Genomic DNA, 16850 nt, shown 5'->3' on the forward strand with positions numbered 1-16850 from the left:
GCACGACAGCCGCTGCTGGTTTCGCGTGCCGTACTTCCACGAATATACGCCCGGCGGGTACGGCTGGCCGCGCGTGGTGTTCGTCGGCAAGAAACGGGTGTCGTGGCTTGGAGTCGATCCGCTGGCGGTCGCGCTCCATATGTTCGATGCGCCACGGACGGCCGTGGCCTGACACGGGCTTAGCGGCCGTGTTGTCCACGGCTATCGGGGACGGCGTGCTGGCGATGATCCGGTACTTCGATCCCCGCAGTACCGGAGCAGTGTTTCGGGTATGGGGCGATCAGATTCTCGACGTCGTCACCAGGGAGCCGATCGAGCGATGGATGTATCGCGGCCGACATGCCGGCTGCTCGCCGCAGCACGGTGACGCTCCGCGGCGACGCGATGTTCCAGCCCGGCGGCGCGTCCGTTCAGGCAGCGATGAATCCGCTGATCTCGAAGATCGCGGGCGAGATCGTCAGGGTGCCGGGCAAGGTAACGGTCCTCGGCTATACCGACAACGTGCCGATCCGCAGCCGCCAATTCGCATCGAATCAGGCGCTGTTGGAAGAGCGGGCGGCCCGAGTCATGCAAATGCTGCAAGCCGCAGGCGTGCCGGCGAGCCGTCTCGAAGTCGCCGGCAAGGGCGACGCCGACCCCGTCGGCGACAACCGCACCGCGCAGGGGCGCGCGCAGAACCGGCGCGTCGAGATCCGCGTCGCACAGTAAGCCGGATTCCGCGCGAAGCCCGACCGAGTGCTGTTCGGGGTCATGCAGTCCGGCGACGACCGGCGCCCCCTCCGCCCGGGGCGGGTGCCTTACTGCCTCGCCTGCAGCTCGCCCCAGCCGGCGAGGATCTCCTGAATGCTGCGCGCGTACGCGTCGCGCTCTTTCGGCGACTCCGAGTGATAGGCACCGATCGCGCGCCACGTATTGCCGTACTTGACCATTTTCTGCTTCAGCAGCCACGCGGCCACGAAGATGTTCACGCACGAATCTCTGAGCGCGCGGTGCGGTATGCCCTGGCGGGCCAGGTCGGAGAAGTGGATGGAATTGATCTGCAACTCGCCGACGTCGATCGAGCCATTGGCGTTCCGGTTGATCGCCGTCGCGTCTCCTTTCGATTCGCGCCACGACACGGCGCGCAGCACGAGCGGATTGACGCCCTGATACGCGCCCGCCCGTTCGAAGCAGTCTTCGGCGTGCGCGGCGGCGCACGCCAGCGACAGGGCCAGCGCCGCGCATGCGGCCCGGATGTGGCGGACATGCCGCGGCGCGCGTGTCGCGGCCGCAGTGCTTTGCATGAACATGAGTCGCTCCCGTGCGAAGGTGGTCGAATTATCTGCAGCGCGCCGCGGTGTTCATCGCGACAACGCTACGTCGAGCTGGTGCTCGATGTCCTTCAGGTACGCGCGCGATGCATCGGACACCACGAGGCGGGCCACGGGGGCGCTGCCGCCGCCGCCACCGCCGCCACCGCCGCCACACTTGCTGCACTCCGCCACGTGCCGTGCCTTTTTTTTCCGCGAGGCCGGCGCCGAGTGCGACAGCGGCTCCTCGTCGTCACCCGACGAAGGGGGCAGCATCGTCAGCGTCGGCAGAGGGGGGTAGACCTTGTCCGCGGAGGCGCCCGACGGTTGCAGCGATGCGACGGTCTGCACCGTGCCTGCCCACGCGGACGTGCCGAGCAGCAGGCCGGCGCTTATTACGAAAATGCGGCGCATGGTGTCAGCTTCCCGATTGCATCGACTTGATCGACACGCTGTACGACTGGTTGCCACCGGCCGTCAGGTTCTCCAGCGTAATCCTCGCCGCGCGCTGCGCGGGCACGCCTTTCCAGATCGCGTGATTGATGTACGGCAAGTCCTGGCCGAGGGCCGTGACCTGCACGATCGTGGGTTGCTTTTGCGCGGCCGCGAGCGAGCCGGCTTTCGCCAGCAGCGCGCTCAGCTGCGGATCGCGTGCGCCGAGCGCGTCGGCGGGGATGTCGAAACGGATGACCTCGCTTGCCCCCGCCGACCGGTCATTTTGCGCGGTGAAGCTCGCCGGCAATTGCGCGCAGCCGGTCACGGCAAGTAGCGCGAAAGAATAGACTGCCCACTTCACATGCAACTCCCAGGATGATCGTGACTACAGGCGCGTTTTCGGCACGATCCCTGCCAACCTTGATAGCGGGGCCGGAAACGTTTGCCAAATAGGAAGACTTACCTCCGGAACCGGGTCTTTGAGGGAATCCGGCACGCCAATCGGCCGCACACGGGTAGTGAAATGACGCAGGCAATTTGCCGCATGGGGCGGACGCTCGCGCGGGGCGCGCGGATGCGCCGACAGGCAGGGTTGCGTAGGGAGATGATTTGCCGGCCAGCCTGCGCATGCCGTGCAATCGTCGTCGAGAGCTGGGCAAGCGGCGCGATCGTGCGCCGGGAAGGACGCCGGCGCGCGTGCGCCGGCGGCATGTGACTTTCGGTCAGGTCAGGCCGCCGCGCGTCGCGCGCGGCGGCGTTAACCCGCCTGAACCTGCACGAGGTTGGGGATCTGCACGTCCGGATTCACGTCGGCGTCGTAGTCGACGCCCGCGATCTCGAACCCGAAGAGGCGCAGGAATTCGGTCTTGTAGCCGGCGAAGTCCGTCAGGTCGTAGAGATTCTCGCTCGTCACCTGATTCCAGCCTGCCAGCACGCGGGCCTGCACCGCCGGATCGAGTTCCTTCTCGTCCGCGCGCAGGCGGTCCTCGTCGTCCAGATGCGGCGCTGCACCGTACAGGCTGTCCCGGTAGAGCCCGTAGACCTGCTCGATGCAGCCTTCGTGCGTGCCGTTCTCCTTCATCGCCTTGAACAGCAGCGACAGGTACAGCGGCATCATCGGAATGGCCGAGCTTGCCTGCGTCACCACCGCCTTCAGCACCGACACGCGCGCATCGCCGCCCGTGCGCGCCAGCTTCTCGCGGATACCGAGCACCTTCGCGTCCAGATCCTTCTTCGCGGCGCCGATCGAGCCGTTCCAGTAGATGTCGTGGGTGATCTTCTCGCCGAGATAGGTGAAGGCGGTCGTTTTCGCGCCATCGGCCAGCACGCCCGCGTCGAGCAGCGCGTCGATCCACATCTGCCAGTCCTCGCCGCCCATCACGGCGACCGTCGCGTCGATTTCCTCCTGCGTCGCGGGCGCCAGCTCGGCTTCCCGGACGACTTCCTTGTCGGTATCGATGCCGCGCAGGCTGACGGCCTTGCCGATGGGCTTCAGCGTCGAATTGAACACCTCGCCGGTGCGCGGATGGATCCGCCTCGGCGCAGCCAGGCTGTAGACGACCAGATCGACCTGGCCAAGATCGCGCTTGATGGCGTCGATCGTCACGCGCTTGACTTCGTCGGAGAACGCGTCGCCGTTGATGGTGCGCGCGTACAGGCCCTGCGCGGCGGCGCGTTTCTCGAACGCGGCGGTGTTGTACCAGCCGGCGGTGCCGGGCTTGCTGTCGCTGCCGGCGCGCTCGAAGCACACCGCGAGGGTGTCGGCGCCGCAGCCGAACGCGGCGGTGATGCGGGCGGCCAGGCCGTACCCGGTGGACCCGCCGATCACCAGCACCTTCTTCGGGCCGTCGGCGACGCGGCCGCGCGCGGCGACGTAGTCGATCTGTTCCCGGACGTTGGCGTCGCACCCGTCAGGGTGGGTCGTGACGCAGATGAACCCGCGCACACGCGGTTTGATGATCATGAAGGCCCCTTGCGTGAAATGACGAAATCGTCGCTTGGCACGAAAAATTGCGTGCATTGTAATGGAAGCGCGAAACGGCCACTGCCGAGCCGCCCCGTCCGCAGCGACGCGGTGTCGGCGGACGGGCGCGGGGCGATGGCGACGGGCTTCTTCGACACACGAGGGGCGTGATGACCTTACCGATCAGTCTGGTGCTGTTCGACATGGAAGGGGTGCTGTCGCATTACGATCGCGGCGCGCGGGTCGACAGCCTGTCGGCGATGACCGGCAAGCCGCCGGACGCCGTGCGCTATGCGATCTGGGGCTCAGGTCTGGAAGCGCGCGCCGACGCCGGCGAACTCACCCCCGACGAGTATCTGGGCGCGCTCGGCGACCTGCTGCGCTGCAGGATCGACCGCGACGCATGGCTGGCTTCCCGCCACGCGTCGATCACCCCGAACGTCGCCACGCTCGCGCTTGCCGCCCGCGTGGCGCAGCGGCACCGCATCGCCGTGCTGACCAACAACAGCCGCCTCGTCACCGATCACCTCGACTACCTGAATCCTCCGGTCGCGCGGCTGTTCGGCGACGACGTGTATGCGTTGGCTGCGTTCGGCGCGGTCAAGCCGGCGGCGCAGGCCTATCTGGGATGCGTCGCGCATCTCGGCGCGGGCCCCGGCGAAACGCTGTTCATCGACGACACCGACGCCAATGTGGCCGGCGCGATCCACGCCGGCCTTCACGGCTACCGGTTCGTCGATGCCGACGCGCTCGAGGCGGAGCTGACACGCCGCCGGCTGATCGAGCGCGGCCGCTGATCGCGCCCGCAGCGAAGGTTCAGGCGGCGTTCAGACTTCGTAGTACGCGCGGCACTCCATTTCGCGCCCGCGCACGACCCGCTTGCCGATCAGCCCGCCGCGCGTCTCGGTGACGACGGTGCGCTGCTTCTCGGCCTGCATATCGTCATAGAAATAGACGACAACCCAGTCGGCCGTCCGCCCCAGCTCGTGCGCGCGCCCGGTGTTCGAGAACAGCGCGGTGAAGTGCCATCCGCCACGCGTCAGATGCAGCACCGGCAGCCATGCCTTGCCCTCCGGATTCAGCCGCTTCGGCGCGATGGTCGGGAGCGCGCTGGCCGCGGCCTTCTCGCGATAGACGCGATCGACGTACAGCAGCAGTTCGACGGGCGGCTCCTCGTTCGGTGCGCTTCGGCTTGGCGGCCCGTGCCAGCGGCGTCTGCGGCTCAGCACCTCGTCGAGCGCCGCGCGAATCCCCGCCGCGCGGCGCGGCCCGACGCCGCCGACGGCTTCGAGCCGGCCGTCGCGCGCGGCGATCTCGAGGTCTTCGAGGGTGTCGATGTGCAGCGTGTCGTGGATGCGCATCGCCAGTCCCGGGCCGATGCCGGGCACGCTCTGGAACGCCGACGTGAAGCCGGCTTCGCCGCGCAGCCGCTCGAGCTGGCGCCAGCGGCCGGTGATCAGTAGCTCGGCGATCGCCTGCGCGATGCCGGTGCCGATGTGCGGCAGCGCGTCCAGCGCGTCGACGCCGCCCGCGTCGAAGAGCACGCGGATGTTCTGATCGAGGGTATCGACCGTGTCGGCGGCGGCACGGTAGGCGCCGGCCCGGAACGGGTTGGCGCCCTGGTCGGCGAGGCGTTGCCCGGCTTCCCGCAGGCACGCGGAGATCTGCCGGTTGTCGTCGAAAGCACGGGTGGGGGACGTCTGCATGGGCGACGGGGCGCGTGTGGGTGCAACCGGTGACGGGAACGGCGCGCGACGCGCTTGCCGGCTCGTTTTGATTGTCCGGGACGCGATCCCCGGAATGTTGACGCGCGTCAACGGCAGGCGATGCGGGCGGCCCGACGCCGGCCGTGGGCGGGTGCCGGCCACACATGCGCGCCGTGCGGCGGTACGCTAGAGGCTGTTTACATCTGGCGCGGCTGTTCTCGTGGCAATGCATGCACGTTCCACGTGTAAACAGCCCCTGGGCACGAATCGTCATTCGCGAGGAGTTGCCATGCAACGAACGCTTCTGATCTGTGGCGTGCTGCTGATCGCGGCGGGCCTCGGCTGGCGATGGCTCGCGCGGACTCCGTTCGGGCGCCTGCCGGGCGACATCCACATCGTCCGCGACGGATTCAGCTTTTACTTTCCGCTCGCGACGTGCGTGCTGGTGTCGGTCGTGCTGACGATCCTGTTCTGGCTGTTCCGGCGATGAGCACGGGGCATGGTGGGGCGCTGGGCGGCTGCGTGCGGCTGTTTCTGTGCGGGGACGTGATGACCGGCCGCGGCATCGACCAGATTCTTCCGCACCCCGGCGATCCGGCGCTGTACGAGCCGGTGTGCCGCTCGGCGCGCGACTACGTGCGGCTCGCCGAGCGCGCGAACGGCCGGCTGCCGCCGCATCGCGACGACGCGTATCCGTGGGGCGACGCGCTTGCGGTGCTCGAGCGCATGCGCCCGGACGCGCGGATCGTCAACCTGGAGACGGCGGTCACAGCGAGCGACGACCGGTGGCCCGGCAAGGGCGTGCTGTACCGGATGCACCCGGACAACATCGGCTGCCTGACGCGAGCGCGGATCGATTGCTGCGTGCTGGCGAACAACCATGTGCTCGACTGGGGGCGTGCCGGCCTCGATGACACTGTCGCCGCGCTTGAGGGGGCGGGCATCCGGCCCGTGGGCGCGGGGCGCGACGCGCAAGCGGCCGCCGCGCCCGCGATCGTCGCGTGCGCGGGCGGGGTGCGGGTGCGGATCGAGGCATTCGGTGCCGCGAGCGCCGGCGTGCCCGACGCGTGGGCCGCGCGTGCATCGCGAAGCGGGGTGAATCTGCTGCCGGATCTCTCGCCGTCCCGCGCGGAGGCGATCGGGCAGCGCATCGCGGCACAGCGGCGCGACACCGGCGACGTGGTCGTGGTGTCGCTGCACTGGGGCGCCAATTGGGGATTCGAGGCCGACAGCGACGAGCGGGCTTTCGCACATCGGCTGATCGACACAGGCGGCGTCGACGTCGTGTACGGCCACTCGTCGCATCATGTCAGAGGAATCGAGCGCTATCGCGAGCGGCTGATCCTTTATGGCTGCGGCGATTTTCTGAACGATTACGAAGGCATCGCCGGCTATCACGCCTATCGGCCCGACCTGGCGCTGATGTATTTTCCGCTCGTCGACGCGGGCAGCGGCGCGTTGCGCGATCTGCAGATGGTGCCGATGCAGGTCCGCCACCTGAGCGTGCGCCGCGCGCCGGACGACGGCGTGTCGTGGCTCGCGGACACGCTCGAACGCGAGAGCGCGGCGTTCGGCACGCACGTGAAACGCGACGAGGCGGGCGTGCTGTCGCTGCGCGACTGACGGGAAGACGGGCCGACGCTCCGTTCCGGCACCCGTCACACCTCGAGAAACGCATGCGCGTCGCAAGCCTGCGCGGCCGCCCGCAATGCCTCGAGCGCGCGCCGCTCGATCTGCCGCACGCGCTCGCGCGACATGCCCGCCCGCTTGGCGATCGCGTCGTAGGTATCCGGCTCGGTGCCGCCGATGCCAAACCGGCGTCGCAGCACGTCGGCCTCGACCGGCGAGACCGACTTCAGGAGCGCCGCGACGCATTCGCGCATGCGCGCATCGGCCAGCGTGTCGAACGGGCTGCGCGACGACTGGTCCTCGATTAGCTCGCCAAGCCCCACGTCCGCGTCGGGCAGCGGCGTGTCGAGCGACACCGGTTCGCCCGGCAGCGAAAGCAGCGCGCGCAGCTTGTCCTCGCGCAACCCGCTTTCCTCCGCGAGCTGCGCATGTGTCGCCTTGCGGCCGGTTCGCTGGCGGATGCGCTGCGAAGTGCGCCGCACGCGGCTCAGGTCGTCGCCGACGTGAACCGGCAGACGAATCGTGCGTGCGCGATCCGCGACCGAGCGCACGATCGCTTGCCGAATCCACCAGGTCGCGTAGGTCGAGAACTTGAAGCCGCGCCGGTATTCGAATTTCTCGATCGCGCGCATCAGGCCGATGTTGCCGTCCTGGACGAGATCGGAGAGTTCCACGCCGCGGTTCGCGTATTTCTTGGCGACCGACAGCACGAGCCGCAGATTGGCTTCCAGCATCTTGCGCGTGGCTTCGTGCACGCGGCGCTGGCCGTCGTGCAGCGCGGCAGACAGCGCATGTTGCGTCTCGCCGCCCGGCGCGTCGTCGTCCGGCGTGGCTGCGTGCGGCAAACGCGCGGCGTGCGCGTGCGCGATGCGGCACGCATGTTCGACGGCCGGCGTGGGCCACGCGATCGTTTCGAGCAGTGTGGCGAGCCGCGAACAGGCGTTTCGGCATCCTTTCGAATCGAGGCCATGCGCGTGCCGTGCGCGCCGCACGGACGCGACACCCTTTCGCAACGCCGCCTGCGTGGCGACCGCGGGCGAGCCGGCGGCGTCATCGGATGCATCGGCCACATCGGTCGCGCCGAGGTGCGCGATCAGCGCGTCGACCGCCTCCGGGCATCCGGCGAGCGCAATCAGGATCTGCCGGCGACCGGCTTCGAGCGCCTGCGCCAGCGCGATCTCGTCTTCGCGGGTGAGCAGCGGCACCGCGTGCATGCGGCGCACGTAGACGGCGAGCGGGTCGGTCGAGGCGCTCGCGCCGCGCGCGATCGCGTCGAGCAGCGTACCGCCGTCGTCGAGCGCGTCTCGGTCGACGTCGACGGGGGCGGCTTCGGCAAACGGCGCGGCCTGCGGCCGCTCGTCGAGCACGGCAATGCCGATGTCCGCAAGCGCGGCGCGCACCGCGTCGAGCGCGTCCGGCGCGCCGCGCTCGGGCGGCAATGCGTCGATGAGATCCGCGTGAATCAGATAGCCCTGCTCGGTGGCCAGCGCCAGCAGCCGGGCGACTGCGTCGAGATGGTTGTCCGCGCGTGGCGCGCGGCATGGCGTGTTCATGTTGCGTGCGGCATTGCCGCCTTGCTGCGTCGGCGGGGGAACCGCCGTTTCCGGCTGCCGGGTCAGTGCGGACGCCCGTCCGCTCCCGCAAGCCTGTCATCCCCAACGTAAGGGCGGCTGCGCCGACTTCAATGGCGCAGCGCCGGGCCTCGTGGCCGAGGCGCGCGACCGCGGTGGATCGGCCACTTGCGTCGCCGGCGCGTTCGCGCCGATCAAAAGCCGCCCGCATTGATCGAGATCGACGAAGCACGAGCCGTGCGGCGCTACGCTCGAATCGCTTGCCTGCCCGGATGGCCCGGCTGTTGCGCGGTTGCCGGGCGACCCCGGAGCAGGAAACAAACGGTAACGGATCATACCGACGTGATACGTGCCGGAGACGTAAGCTAGAAACATGGACGGATGCGAGATGACCGTTCCGACGCATGCTGGAGCATTACATGAACCCGATTTCCACCGCGAGACTCGCCGCTTTCGCTTTGACCGCATTTGCGCTCGGCGGTTGCTATTACACGAGCCCGTACGGCTATGCGCCGTATTACGCGCCCGCGCCCGCGCCGGCGACGCTGTCGCAACGCGAGGCGCCCGTCACGCCGGGCGATACCGCGTCGAGCCCGCCGCCGGTAGAGGCCGCGCCGTCGTACGCGCCCGCGTATGCCGCGCCGGCAGTCGTGCCGTATCCGTACTACCCGTATTCCTACCGCCCGTACTACCCCGGATATTACGATTACTGGGGCTGGCCGCCGGTGTCGATCGGCTTCGGGTTCTGGGGCGGCCATTGGGGCGGCCACGGCGGGCATGGCGACTTCCGCGGCGGCGGACACGGACATTGGGAGGGCGGGCATGGCGGCGGGCACGGCGGTGGCCGCGGGCATTGACCCGCGCGCGGGCCGCGTGGCGCGCGCGCACGCAGCACGCGCCATGACGGCTGCCCGCGGCGGCGATCGCCGTGCGCCGCCGAATCGGGCGGCGCGCGATGCGACCGTTGCGCCGCGCAGGAGGACATCATGAAGAAAGCAATTCTCCGATGCATCCGCATCGGCTTCTTCGGCCTGCTGGTCAGTGCCGGCACGGCGTTCGCGCAAACCGAGGCGTATACCAACAGTCCCGCAAACCTGCGCGCGGGACCGGCGCCGGACTATCCGCTTGTCGCGCAGATTCCCGAGGGGGTGCTCGTTTCCGTGATCGGCTGCCTGAGCGATTACTCGTGGTGCGACGTCGCGCTGCCGAACCTGCGCGGCTGGATCTATGCCGGGCTGCTCAGCTATCCGTACGACGGCGGCGAAGAGCCGCTGCTCGATTATGGCGCGACGATCGGCTTTCCGGTGGTGACGTTCTTCATCGGGTCGTACTGGGATCGCCATTACCGCGACAGGCCGTGGTATCACGACCGCGATCGCTGGATGAACCGTCCGGTGCCCCGCTTCAGGCCGGGCGGCGTGCCGCCGGCAAGCGAGCATCTGCATGGCGGGCGTCCGGAAGGCGGTGCGGGTGGCAGGCCGTTCGACCATGAACGGGGCGGCCGGCCGCAGGGGCCGCAAGGCGGCGTCGGTGTCCAGCCGTTCATGCCGCAAGGCGGCGGTCGGGCACCGGGTCCGCAAGGTGGCGTGGGCGTTCAGCCGCAGGTGCCGCAGGGCGGCGCTCACGTACCGGGGCCGCAAGGCGGTGCGGTGCATGTGCCCTCGGCGACCGCCGGCGGGGCGATCATGGTCGTGCCGTCACCGGGGCGCGGCGGGGGCAGCGGGGGAGGCGGTAGTGGAGGCAGTGGTGGCGGCAGCGCGCATGGCTCCAGCCGGGAAGGCGGCGCGGGCGGCCACGGGATGGAGATGCGGCATGATTGAGCGGACGCCCGGCTCCGGGCGAGCGTATGGCCAGGCGACCTATTTGCGGGACAGCGCGGGGAATTGCGGGTTCGTCACGATCTGCTTGAGCAGTTCCTGCACGGCGGGGCCGAATGCGTCCGCGACGTTCTTGCACGCGCCCGTGGCAGTAAAGCTCGTGCTGAACGGATACTTGACCGAGACCTTGTAGCCCTCGTCCACGGGCGACTTCACGGCCATCGTGATCTGCCAGTACGCAGGGGACACCGAACTGAATCTCAGTTCCTCGATGCGGCCCTCGATCGGGGTGCCCTTTACGTCATAGGCTTGCGCCATCAGGAGTTCTTCCTGGAAGGCGTCCTTGATGTACTGCGACGGCGTCTTGCCCGGCGCCACCTTTACCGGCCCCATCAGACGGCACAGTGGGCTGTCGTCGATGCCCGGCGCCATCCCGATGTCACCAACGCTGACCTTGTTCGACTGCAGGCTCTGCTGGATGGCGATGACGTTAGCGGCTGAGGCCTTGTATGGGATCGAATTCGTCGTCTCGCATCCGGCCAGGAGAACGCCCGCTGCGCAGAGGGCCGCGATGAGAGCAATCTTGCCTTGCGCCATTTTCTTCTTCCAGTTGGGTGAATGGCCTGACGAGAGCCGGCAGACGCTGGAAATGCCCGTCAACATCGGCAACAGTTCGTCACGACGGGATGGACTGCAGCAAATATCACACCGCTTTTCAGCAGAAGCAGGTCCGGCTTTTTGGGAATGATCAGTTTAAAGCCGCCAAGCCGTGTGTACGTGGCACGGAGTACTTCGGCGGGCTGACCACGTCGGCACCCCCCTGCCTCTGCAATCAACTTTATATAGACGCCTTCCAATTGCCAAGGGAACTGGATGTCTGCCAAACAACGAAGGTTGTCGTTTTATCCGGCCAGTGGTGCAGGTCGAACCTGCTGGCCCCGATGGGATTCTGGCTCATCAGCCATTGATCGGCCGCTCTCCTCAAAGCGGCGTTGGGACTTGCCCAAAGACAGCAGCGCACAACGGTCATTCAATAAACGAAATGCGAAGGTCCGCAATGAGTGCGCAAGCGACACCCATGGAAATCCACAAAGAAAAAAAGCCCGGCAAGGCCGGGCTGAAAGCGGGCGACACGTCCGGCAGGCTCTGTATGCCGGCCGGTCACCGCATCGCTTCGCGTGGAGCGATACCGTCAGATCATCCGTTCGAGCACGTCGTCCTTGAAGACGAAGCGGTGCGCGAGCGCCGCGCACGCATGCAGGCCGATCAGGATGACGAGCGCGGTGGCCCATGCGCTGTGCAGCTCGCCGATCGATGCGCCGAGCGAATGGGGCGTGGCGAGCGCGGGCAGGGGAATCCACCCGGCGAGGCCCACCGTCCAGCCGCGGCCGTTCGCGTTCAGCCAGCCGAGCAGCGGCACGGCGACCAGCGACGCGTAGAGCAGCTTGTGCGTCGCGCTCGCGATGAAGGCGAGCGCCGGATGCTGGCGCACCGCGGGGACCTTGCGGCGTGCGCCCGACCACACGAGGCGCGGCACGGCGACCAGCAGCAGCAACACGCCGAGATCGACGTGCAGCAGCATCAGCCCGAGCGGCGACGTCATCGCATCGGCTTCGGGCATCGTCCAGCCGAGCGCGAACTGCACGGCGATCAACACGACCGTGCACCAATGGAACAGGCGGGTCGGCAAGTCATAGCGGGGTGTCTGGCGCACGGTATCGGACATGATCGTCTCGTCGGGACAATGAATGATGGGGGCGGAACGATGCGCGTCGGAACAGGCGTAGCGCAAACGTATCGCGGGTGAGCGCATCATCGGGCAGCCCGCCTTATGGGAACCTTAAGGTGTGCGAGAGAGGGCGGGGCGCGTGCGTGGCGGCGTCAGTGCGCGACGCGACGGCAGGTATTGGCGGGCGTGGGCCGAAGTTTGCCAGGAAACGGCGCCGTTCCCGTGCGCGGCGAGCGGAAACGCAAATGGAAGCGAGAATGAAAAGCAGCTGCGCGTCGCATCGTCCGCGGGCGTCATCACCCGCGGACGATGCCGCCGCGCGTCAGTCGAGCAACGTCAGGATTTCTTCATACAACGGCCGGGGAATCCGCACGCCGTTCGCGATGCTGCGCGCCCGCGCGTCGAAGCGCCGTTGCGACGGCAGCCGCGCGCCTTGCGCGACGATCGCGTCGAGCATGCGTTCGCCGCGCGCGAGCCCGGCGTCGAGCGCGTCGCCGAGGAACAGCTTCGGATCGAGCGCGATCACCAGTTCGCCGTGGCACGGCGTCGCGCCGACGCCTTCGTCGAATTCCATCGACTCCAGGCTCGTCATGTCGCCGATCAGCGCGCCGCCGAGCAATTCGACCATCGCCGCGAGCGCCGAGCCCTTGTGGCCGCCGAACGTGCGCATCGCGCCGTGCAGCGCGGCCTTCGGATCGGTGGTCGGCTGGCCGTCGGCATCGATCGCCCAGTGCGGCGGAATCGGCTTGCCCTGTTTCGCGTGCAGCTCGATGTCGCCGCGCGCGATCGCGCTCGTCGCGAAATCGAACACGAACGGCAGCCCGTCCGGACGCGGCCACGCGAACGCGATCGGGTTGGTGCCGAACACCGGCTTCGCGCCGCCCTCCGGCGCGACCCAGCTATGGCTCGGGTTCATCGCGATGCCGACGAGGCCTTCGGCGGCGATCGCCTCGACTTCCGGCCACAGCGCGGAGAAGTGATAGCAGTGGTTGATCGCCATCGCGGCGATGCCGTGCTGCTTCGCCATCTCGACGAGCACCGGCAGGCCCGTCTCGAAGCTCAGCAGCGAAAACCCGCGATGCGCGTCGACCGAGACGATGCTCGACGACAGCCGGCGCAGCGTCGGCACCGCCTGCGGATCGACCTTGCCCTTGCGCAGCGATCGCACGCAGACGAGCAGCCGGTACACGCCGTGCGAGTGACATTCGTCGCGCTGGCCCTGGGTGATCACGTTCGCGATTGCATGCGCGTGCGCGTCGGACATCCCGTGACGGGTCAGCACGCTGAATGCGAGCGCACGCACGTCGTCGAGCGACAGGACGACTTCCGCCTGATCAGACATGGCGAGCCTCCCGCGGCGCGAGCACGCCGTCGATACGTTGCGGAACGTTCAGCGGGTTGCCGTCGCGGATCGCTTCCGGCAGCAGCGCGGCCGGCAGGTCCTGATATGACACCGGGCGCAGGAAGCGTTCGATCGCGCGCGCGCCGACCGACGTCGTGCGGGTGTCGGAGGTCGCCGGGAACGGCCCGCCATGCACCATCGCGTGACCGACCTCGACGCCCGTGCCGAATCCGTTGACGAGAATGCGTCCCGCCTTGCGTTCGAGCGTCGGCAGCAGCGCGCGGAACAGCGGCGCGTCGTCGGCGCCGAGATGCGCGGCGATCGTCAGTTGCCCTTCGAGCGATTTCAGCACGCGATGCAGCGTGTCGGCGTCCGGGCAGCGCACGATCAGGGAAGCCGGACCGAACACTTCCTCGCGCAGCTCGGCGCGTGCAATGAACGCTTCCGCCGACGTCGCGAACAGCGCGGCGCGGGCCTGATGCGCGTTGCCCGCGACACCTTCGGCGAGCGTGTCGACCGCGGCGTGCGCGCGCAGCTGTGCGACGCCGCCGCAGTAGCTCGCGTGGATCGGCGGCGTGAGCATCGTCGCGGGCGCGGCGGCTTCGACGGCGGCGGCCGCCGCCTGCTCGAACGCGCGCAGCGCGGGGCCGTCGATGCCGAGCACGAGGCCCGGATTGGTGCAGAACTGCCCGGCGCCGAGCGTCAGCGATGCGACGAACTGCTGCGCGATCGTGTCATGCCGCGCGGCGAGCGCGTCGGGCAGCAGCAGCACCGGGTTGATCGAGCTCATTTCCGCATAGACGGGAATCGGCTCGTGGCGCGCGGCCGCGATGTGCATCAGCGCGACGCCGCCGCGGCGCGAGCCGGTGAAGCCGACCGCCTTGATGCGCGGATCCGCGACGAGCGCCTGGCCAACTTCGCGCGACGCGTCGAACAGCAGCGAGAACACGCCGTCGGGCAGCCCGCACTCGCGCACCGCCTGCTGGATCGCGTGGCCGACCAGTTCCGACGTGCCGGGGTGCGCCGAGTGCGCCTTGACGATCACCGGGCAGCCGGCCGCGAGCGCCGACGCGGTATCGCCGCCGGCCACCGAGAACGCGAGCGGGAAATTCGACGCGCCGAACACGGCGACCGGCCCGATCGCGACGTTGCGCAGGCGCAGGTCGACGCGCGGCAGCGGCTTGCGGTCCGGCCGCGCCGGGTCGATCCGCGCGTCGAGGAAGCCGCCGTCGCGCACGACCGACGCGAACAGCCCGAGCTGGCCGACGGTGCGGCCGCGCTCGCCCTCGACGCGTGCGCGCGGCAGGCCCGATTCGGCGACGCAGCGGTCGATCAGCGCGTCGCCGAGCGCGAGGATCTGACGGCCGATCGCGTCCAGAAATGCCGCGCGCGCGTCGAGGCTCGTTTCGCGGTACGTGTCGAATGCCGCGTCGGCGAGCGCGCAGGCGGTTTCCAGGTCGTGCACGCTCGCGCCGCCGAACGCGGGTTCGAGCGGCTCGCCGGTGGCGGCCTCGATGGCACGGAATTCGCCGTTCTGCCCGGACACGGCAGATTGACCGATCAGAAGCTGGCCTGAAATTCGCATGGTTATCCTCAGGATGTGCGGGCCGGGCGTTGCGGTCCCGGCCGTTTGGAAAAAGGGAGCGTGGCGGGCTGTCAGCACTCGTCGTCTTCGAGCTGCAGCTTCTCAGGCCGCACGCCGGTGTTCGCGCCCCAGTAGTAGATGGCGAGCGCGACGAGCGCGACGACGAGCGTGTCGTACGGGTGCGCGAGTTCGCCGGTACCGCCGAAGCCGCCGAAATACGACGCGACGATCATCGCGACGTAGAATGCGATCAGCCAGGCGGACGAGCGCACCTGCTCGGCGAGGCTCAGGTGCGCGGTCGGCACCCAGCGGCGGCAGGCGAGATAGATGACGAACATCACGATCTGCAGGCCGAGCAGCCACGACACGGTGTGCCAGCCGGACCAGTAGACGATCAGCGCGGCGATCACGAACGATGCCGGGCCGGTGATCGCGAACGCGCTCGCGCGGAACGGCCGCGGCAGGTCGGGCGCGTTGCGGCGCAGCGCGGCGACCGACACGGGCGCGACCGCGTAGCTCAGCACGAGCGCGGCCGACACGATGTTGATCAGCGCTTCCCACGACGGGAACGGCATCGTCCAGAACACCGCGAGGCCGAAGGTCAGCCACAGGCCGGCGCGCGGGATGCCCGACGCCTCGTCGACGCGCGTGAAGACCTTGAAGAACGTGCCGGTCTTGGCCCAGCCGTAGACGACGCGCGGCGTCGCGTTCATGTAGATGTTGCCGCAGCCGCTCGGCGAGATCATCGCGTCGGCGACGACCATGTACGCGAGCCAGCCGACGCCGAGCGCCAGCGCGATGTCGCGGTACGGCAGCGAGAATGCCTTGCTGACGTCATGCCAGCCGCCGGCGAGCATGGCGGTCGGAATGCTGCCGAGGAACGCGACCTGCAGCAGCACGTAGATCAGCGTCGACAGCAGGATCGACAGGATCAGCGCGATCGGGATCGTGCGCTGCGGGTTGCGGACCTCGCTCGCGACCGACACGATCGGCGTGAGCCCCAGGTACGCGAAGATGATGCCGCCCGCCGACACGGCCATCTCGATGCCGGGCAGGCCGAACGGCGCGAAGCCCGCGACGGTCAGGTTGGCGGGCTTGAAGAACGTGAACAGCACGCCGATCACCGCGAGCGGCACGACGAACTTGAAGATGCTGATGATGTTGTTCGCCTTCGCGAACGTCTTCACGCTCGAATAGTTCAGGTAGAAGAAGAAACAGAGCAGGGCGGCCTGCACGAGCCAGCCAACGGTGGTCGGATCGCTCGACCCTTCGACGGTCAGGCCCGGAAACCACGCCGCTGCGTACTGGCGCGCGGCGACGACTTCGATCGCGATCAGGCTCGAAAAGGCGATCAGCGTGATGAAGCCCATCAGGTAGCCGAGCAGCGGGCCGTGCGAAAACACCGGGTAGCGCACCACGCCGCCCGCGCGCGGCAGCGCGGCGCCGAGCTCGCAGTAGACGATGCCGAGCAGCAGCACGGCGAACCCGCCGAGCAGCCACGAGAAGATGCCGGCCGGGCCCGCGATGGTCGATACGTGCGATGCGGCGAACAGCCACCCCGATCCGAAAATGGCGCCGAGACCGATGAACGTGAGATCGGTCAGCGACAGCTGCTTCTTGAATTTGCCCTGGCCCGCGTCGGGGTGCGCGGCGCGCGAAAGCGGCATCGATTGTTGGGCATTGCCTTGGCCAGGCATAGGCGTGTCTCCGATGGGAATGTAAGCGCAGGCGAGCCGCGCCCGGGTGGGGTGCGGCGCACGTCTGCCGGCCGGCGACGCCCGGTT

General features: G+C 68.6%; 16 protein-coding genes and 1 pseudogene. 6 read left to right on the forward strand and 11 right to left on the reverse strand.

The window, feature by feature from the left end; translation table 11 throughout:
- Nucleotides 1–348: 348 nt before the first annotated feature.
- Nucleotides 349–708 (forward strand): annotated as a pseudogene (gene tssL / locus LIG30_RS11525) (type VI secretion system protein TssL, long form); the annotation flags it as partial.
- An 89-nt stretch (nt 709–797) separates the two neighbouring features.
- On the opposite strand, the gene LIG30_RS11530 reads toward tssL, so the two are convergent.
- The 4 genes from LIG30_RS11530 to fabV form a co-directional block, all read right to left on the reverse strand.
- The gene (locus tag LIG30_RS11530) at nt 798–1283 is read right to left on the reverse strand and encodes a lytic transglycosylase domain-containing protein (RefSeq protein ID WP_038712298.1); all 486 of its coding nucleotides are present in this window, start codon (nt 1281–1283) and stop codon (nt 798–800) included.
- A 57-nt stretch (nt 1284–1340) separates the two neighbouring features.
- On the reverse strand, nt 1341–1703 hold the full coding sequence (locus tag LIG30_RS11535; protein WP_038712210.1) for a hypothetical protein: 363 nt from the start codon (nt 1701–1703) through the stop codon (nt 1341–1343).
- Between the two features lie 4 nt (nt 1704–1707).
- Complete coding sequence (locus LIG30_RS11540) at nt 1708–2085, reverse strand: hypothetical protein (RefSeq protein WP_038712212.1); 378 nt, start codon at nt 2083–2085, stop codon at nt 1708–1710.
- Nucleotides 2086–2481: 396 nt separating this feature from the next.
- Nucleotides 2482–3687 carry an enoyl-ACP reductase FabV gene (gene fabV, locus LIG30_RS11545; protein WP_038712214.1) on the reverse strand — a complete coding sequence of 402 codons (1206 nt, stop codon included), beginning with the start codon at nt 3685–3687 and terminating at the stop codon, nt 2482–2484.
- Nucleotides 3688–3857: 170 nt separating this feature from the next.
- Between fabV and LIG30_RS11550 the strand changes: the two genes are divergently transcribed.
- Entirely contained in the window at nt 3858–4484 is a 627-nt protein-coding gene (locus LIG30_RS11550) for an HAD family hydrolase (RefSeq protein ID WP_038712215.1), read from the forward strand.
- A 30-nt stretch (nt 4485–4514) separates the two neighbouring features.
- Here LIG30_RS11550 and LIG30_RS11555 read toward each other — a convergent pair whose 3' ends face one another.
- Complete coding sequence (locus LIG30_RS11555) at nt 4515–5393, reverse strand: helix-hairpin-helix domain-containing protein (RefSeq protein ID WP_038712217.1); 879 nt, start codon at nt 5391–5393, stop codon at nt 4515–4517.
- A 289-nt stretch (nt 5394–5682) separates the two neighbouring features.
- Between LIG30_RS11555 and LIG30_RS27240 the strand changes: the two genes are divergently transcribed.
- Nucleotides 5683–5883: a DUF2905 domain-containing protein gene (locus LIG30_RS27240; protein ID WP_038712219.1), complete on the forward strand. Its 201-nt coding sequence runs from the start codon at nt 5683–5685 to the stop codon at nt 5881–5883.
- On the forward strand, nt 5880–7016 hold the full coding sequence (locus tag LIG30_RS11565) for a CapA family protein (RefSeq protein WP_051994972.1): 1137 nt from the start codon (nt 5880–5882) through the stop codon (nt 7014–7016). The genes LIG30_RS27240 and LIG30_RS11565 overlap by 4 nt, the downstream gene beginning before the upstream one ends.
- A 35-nt stretch (nt 7017–7051) precedes the next feature.
- On the opposite strand, the gene LIG30_RS11570 is transcribed toward LIG30_RS11565, so the two are convergent.
- Nucleotides 7052–8575 carry a sigma-70 family RNA polymerase sigma factor gene (locus LIG30_RS11570; protein ID WP_038712220.1) on the reverse strand — a complete coding sequence of 508 codons (1524 nt, stop codon included), beginning with the start codon at nt 8573–8575 and terminating at the stop codon, nt 7052–7054.
- Nucleotides 8576–9012: 437 nt separating this feature from the next.
- On the opposite strand from LIG30_RS11570, the gene LIG30_RS11575 reads away from it, so the two are divergent.
- Together LIG30_RS11575 and LIG30_RS11580 are read left to right on the forward strand one after the other, a co-directional pair.
- The gene (locus tag LIG30_RS11575; protein WP_038712302.1) at nt 9013–9450 is read left to right on the forward strand and encodes a hypothetical protein; all 438 of its coding nucleotides are present in this window, start codon (nt 9013–9015) and stop codon (nt 9448–9450) included.
- Nucleotides 9451–9579: 129 nt separating this feature from the next.
- Entirely contained in the window at nt 9580–10413 is an 834-nt protein-coding gene (locus LIG30_RS11580) for an SH3 domain-containing protein (RefSeq protein WP_038712222.1), read from the forward strand.
- A 39-nt stretch (nt 10414–10452) separates the two neighbouring features.
- Here LIG30_RS11580 and LIG30_RS11585 read toward each other — a convergent pair whose 3' ends face one another.
- The 5 genes from LIG30_RS11585 to LIG30_RS11610 all read right to left on the reverse strand — a co-directional run bounded on the left by LIG30_RS11585 (nt 10453) and on the right by LIG30_RS11610 (nt 16763).
- A complete protein-coding gene (locus tag LIG30_RS11585) occupies nt 10453–11073 on the reverse strand; it encodes a hypothetical protein (RefSeq protein ID WP_235510284.1) in 621 nt (206 codons plus the stop codon).
- A 529-nt stretch (nt 11074–11602) separates the two neighbouring features.
- Entirely contained in the window at nt 11603–12136 is a 534-nt protein-coding gene (locus LIG30_RS11595; RefSeq protein ID WP_038712228.1) for a cytochrome b, read from the reverse strand.
- A gap of 325 nt (nt 12137–12461) precedes the next feature.
- Complete coding sequence (locus LIG30_RS11600) at nt 12462–13481, reverse strand: Ldh family oxidoreductase (RefSeq protein WP_038712229.1); 1020 nt, start codon at nt 13479–13481, stop codon at nt 12462–12464.
- A complete protein-coding gene (locus LIG30_RS11605; protein WP_038712232.1) occupies nt 13474–15066 on the reverse strand; it encodes an aldehyde dehydrogenase (NADP(+)) in 1593 nt (530 codons plus the stop codon). Before LIG30_RS11605 ends, LIG30_RS11600 begins: the two co-directional genes overlap by 8 nt.
- Nucleotides 15067–15137: 71 nt before the next feature.
- Nucleotides 15138–16763, reverse strand: a complete 1626-nt coding sequence (locus LIG30_RS11610) for an APC family permease (protein ID WP_038712235.1) — start codon at nt 16761–16763, stop codon at nt 15138–15140.
- Between the last annotated feature and the right edge of the window lie 87 nt (nt 16764–16850).

The organism is Burkholderia sp. lig30 (assembly GCF_000687455.2).
Classification (GTDB): domain Bacteria; phylum Pseudomonadota; class Gammaproteobacteria; order Burkholderiales; family Burkholderiaceae; genus Burkholderia.

What these genes read in the sequence shown, in the direction of transcription:
- LIG30_RS11530 (WP_038712298.1), bottom strand. Translation starts at nt 1,283, where the DNA reads ATGCAAAGCACTGCGGCCGCGACACGCGCGCCGCGGCATGTCCGCCAC.
- LIG30_RS11535 (WP_038712210.1), bottom strand. Translation starts at nt 1,703, where the DNA reads ATGCGCCGCATTTTCGTAATAAGCGCCGGCCTGCTGCTCGGCACGTCC.
- fabV (WP_038712214.1), bottom strand. Translation starts at nt 3,687, where the DNA reads ATGATCATCAAACCGCGTGTGCGCGGGTTCATCTGCGTCACGACCCAC.
- LIG30_RS11550 (WP_038712215.1), top strand. Translation starts at nt 3,858, where the DNA reads ATGACCTTACCGATCAGTCTGGTGCTGTTCGACATGGAAGGGGTGCTG.
- LIG30_RS11555 (WP_038712217.1), bottom strand. Translation starts at nt 5,393, where the DNA reads ATGCAGACGTCCCCCACCCGTGCTTTCGACGACAACCGGCAGATCTCC.
- LIG30_RS27240 (WP_038712219.1), top strand. Translation starts at nt 5,683, where the DNA reads ATGCAACGAACGCTTCTGATCTGTGGCGTGCTGCTGATCGCGGCGGGC.
- LIG30_RS11565 (WP_051994972.1), top strand. Translation starts at nt 5,880, where the DNA reads ATGAGCACGGGGCATGGTGGGGCGCTGGGCGGCTGCGTGCGGCTGTTT.
- LIG30_RS11570 (WP_038712220.1), bottom strand. Translation starts at nt 8,575, where the DNA reads ATGAACACGCCATGCCGCGCGCCACGCGCGGACAACCATCTCGACGCA.
- LIG30_RS11575 (WP_038712302.1), top strand. Translation starts at nt 9,013, where the DNA reads ATGAACCCGATTTCCACCGCGAGACTCGCCGCTTTCGCTTTGACCGCA.
- LIG30_RS11580 (WP_038712222.1), top strand. Translation starts at nt 9,580, where the DNA reads ATGAAGAAAGCAATTCTCCGATGCATCCGCATCGGCTTCTTCGGCCTG.
- LIG30_RS11585 (WP_235510284.1), bottom strand. Translation starts at nt 11,073, where the DNA reads ATGTTGACGGGCATTTCCAGCGTCTGCCGGCTCTCGTCAGGCCATTCA.
- LIG30_RS11595 (WP_038712228.1), bottom strand. Translation starts at nt 12,136, where the DNA reads ATGTCCGATACCGTGCGCCAGACACCCCGCTATGACTTGCCGACCCGC.
- LIG30_RS11600 (WP_038712229.1), bottom strand. Translation starts at nt 13,481, where the DNA reads ATGTCTGATCAGGCGGAAGTCGTCCTGTCGCTCGACGACGTGCGTGCG.
- LIG30_RS11605 (WP_038712232.1), bottom strand. Translation starts at nt 15,066, where the DNA reads ATGCGAATTTCAGGCCAGCTTCTGATCGGTCAATCTGCCGTGTCCGGG.
- LIG30_RS11610 (WP_038712235.1), bottom strand. Translation starts at nt 16,763, where the DNA reads ATGCCTGGCCAAGGCAATGCCCAACAATCGATGCCGCTTTCGCGCGCC.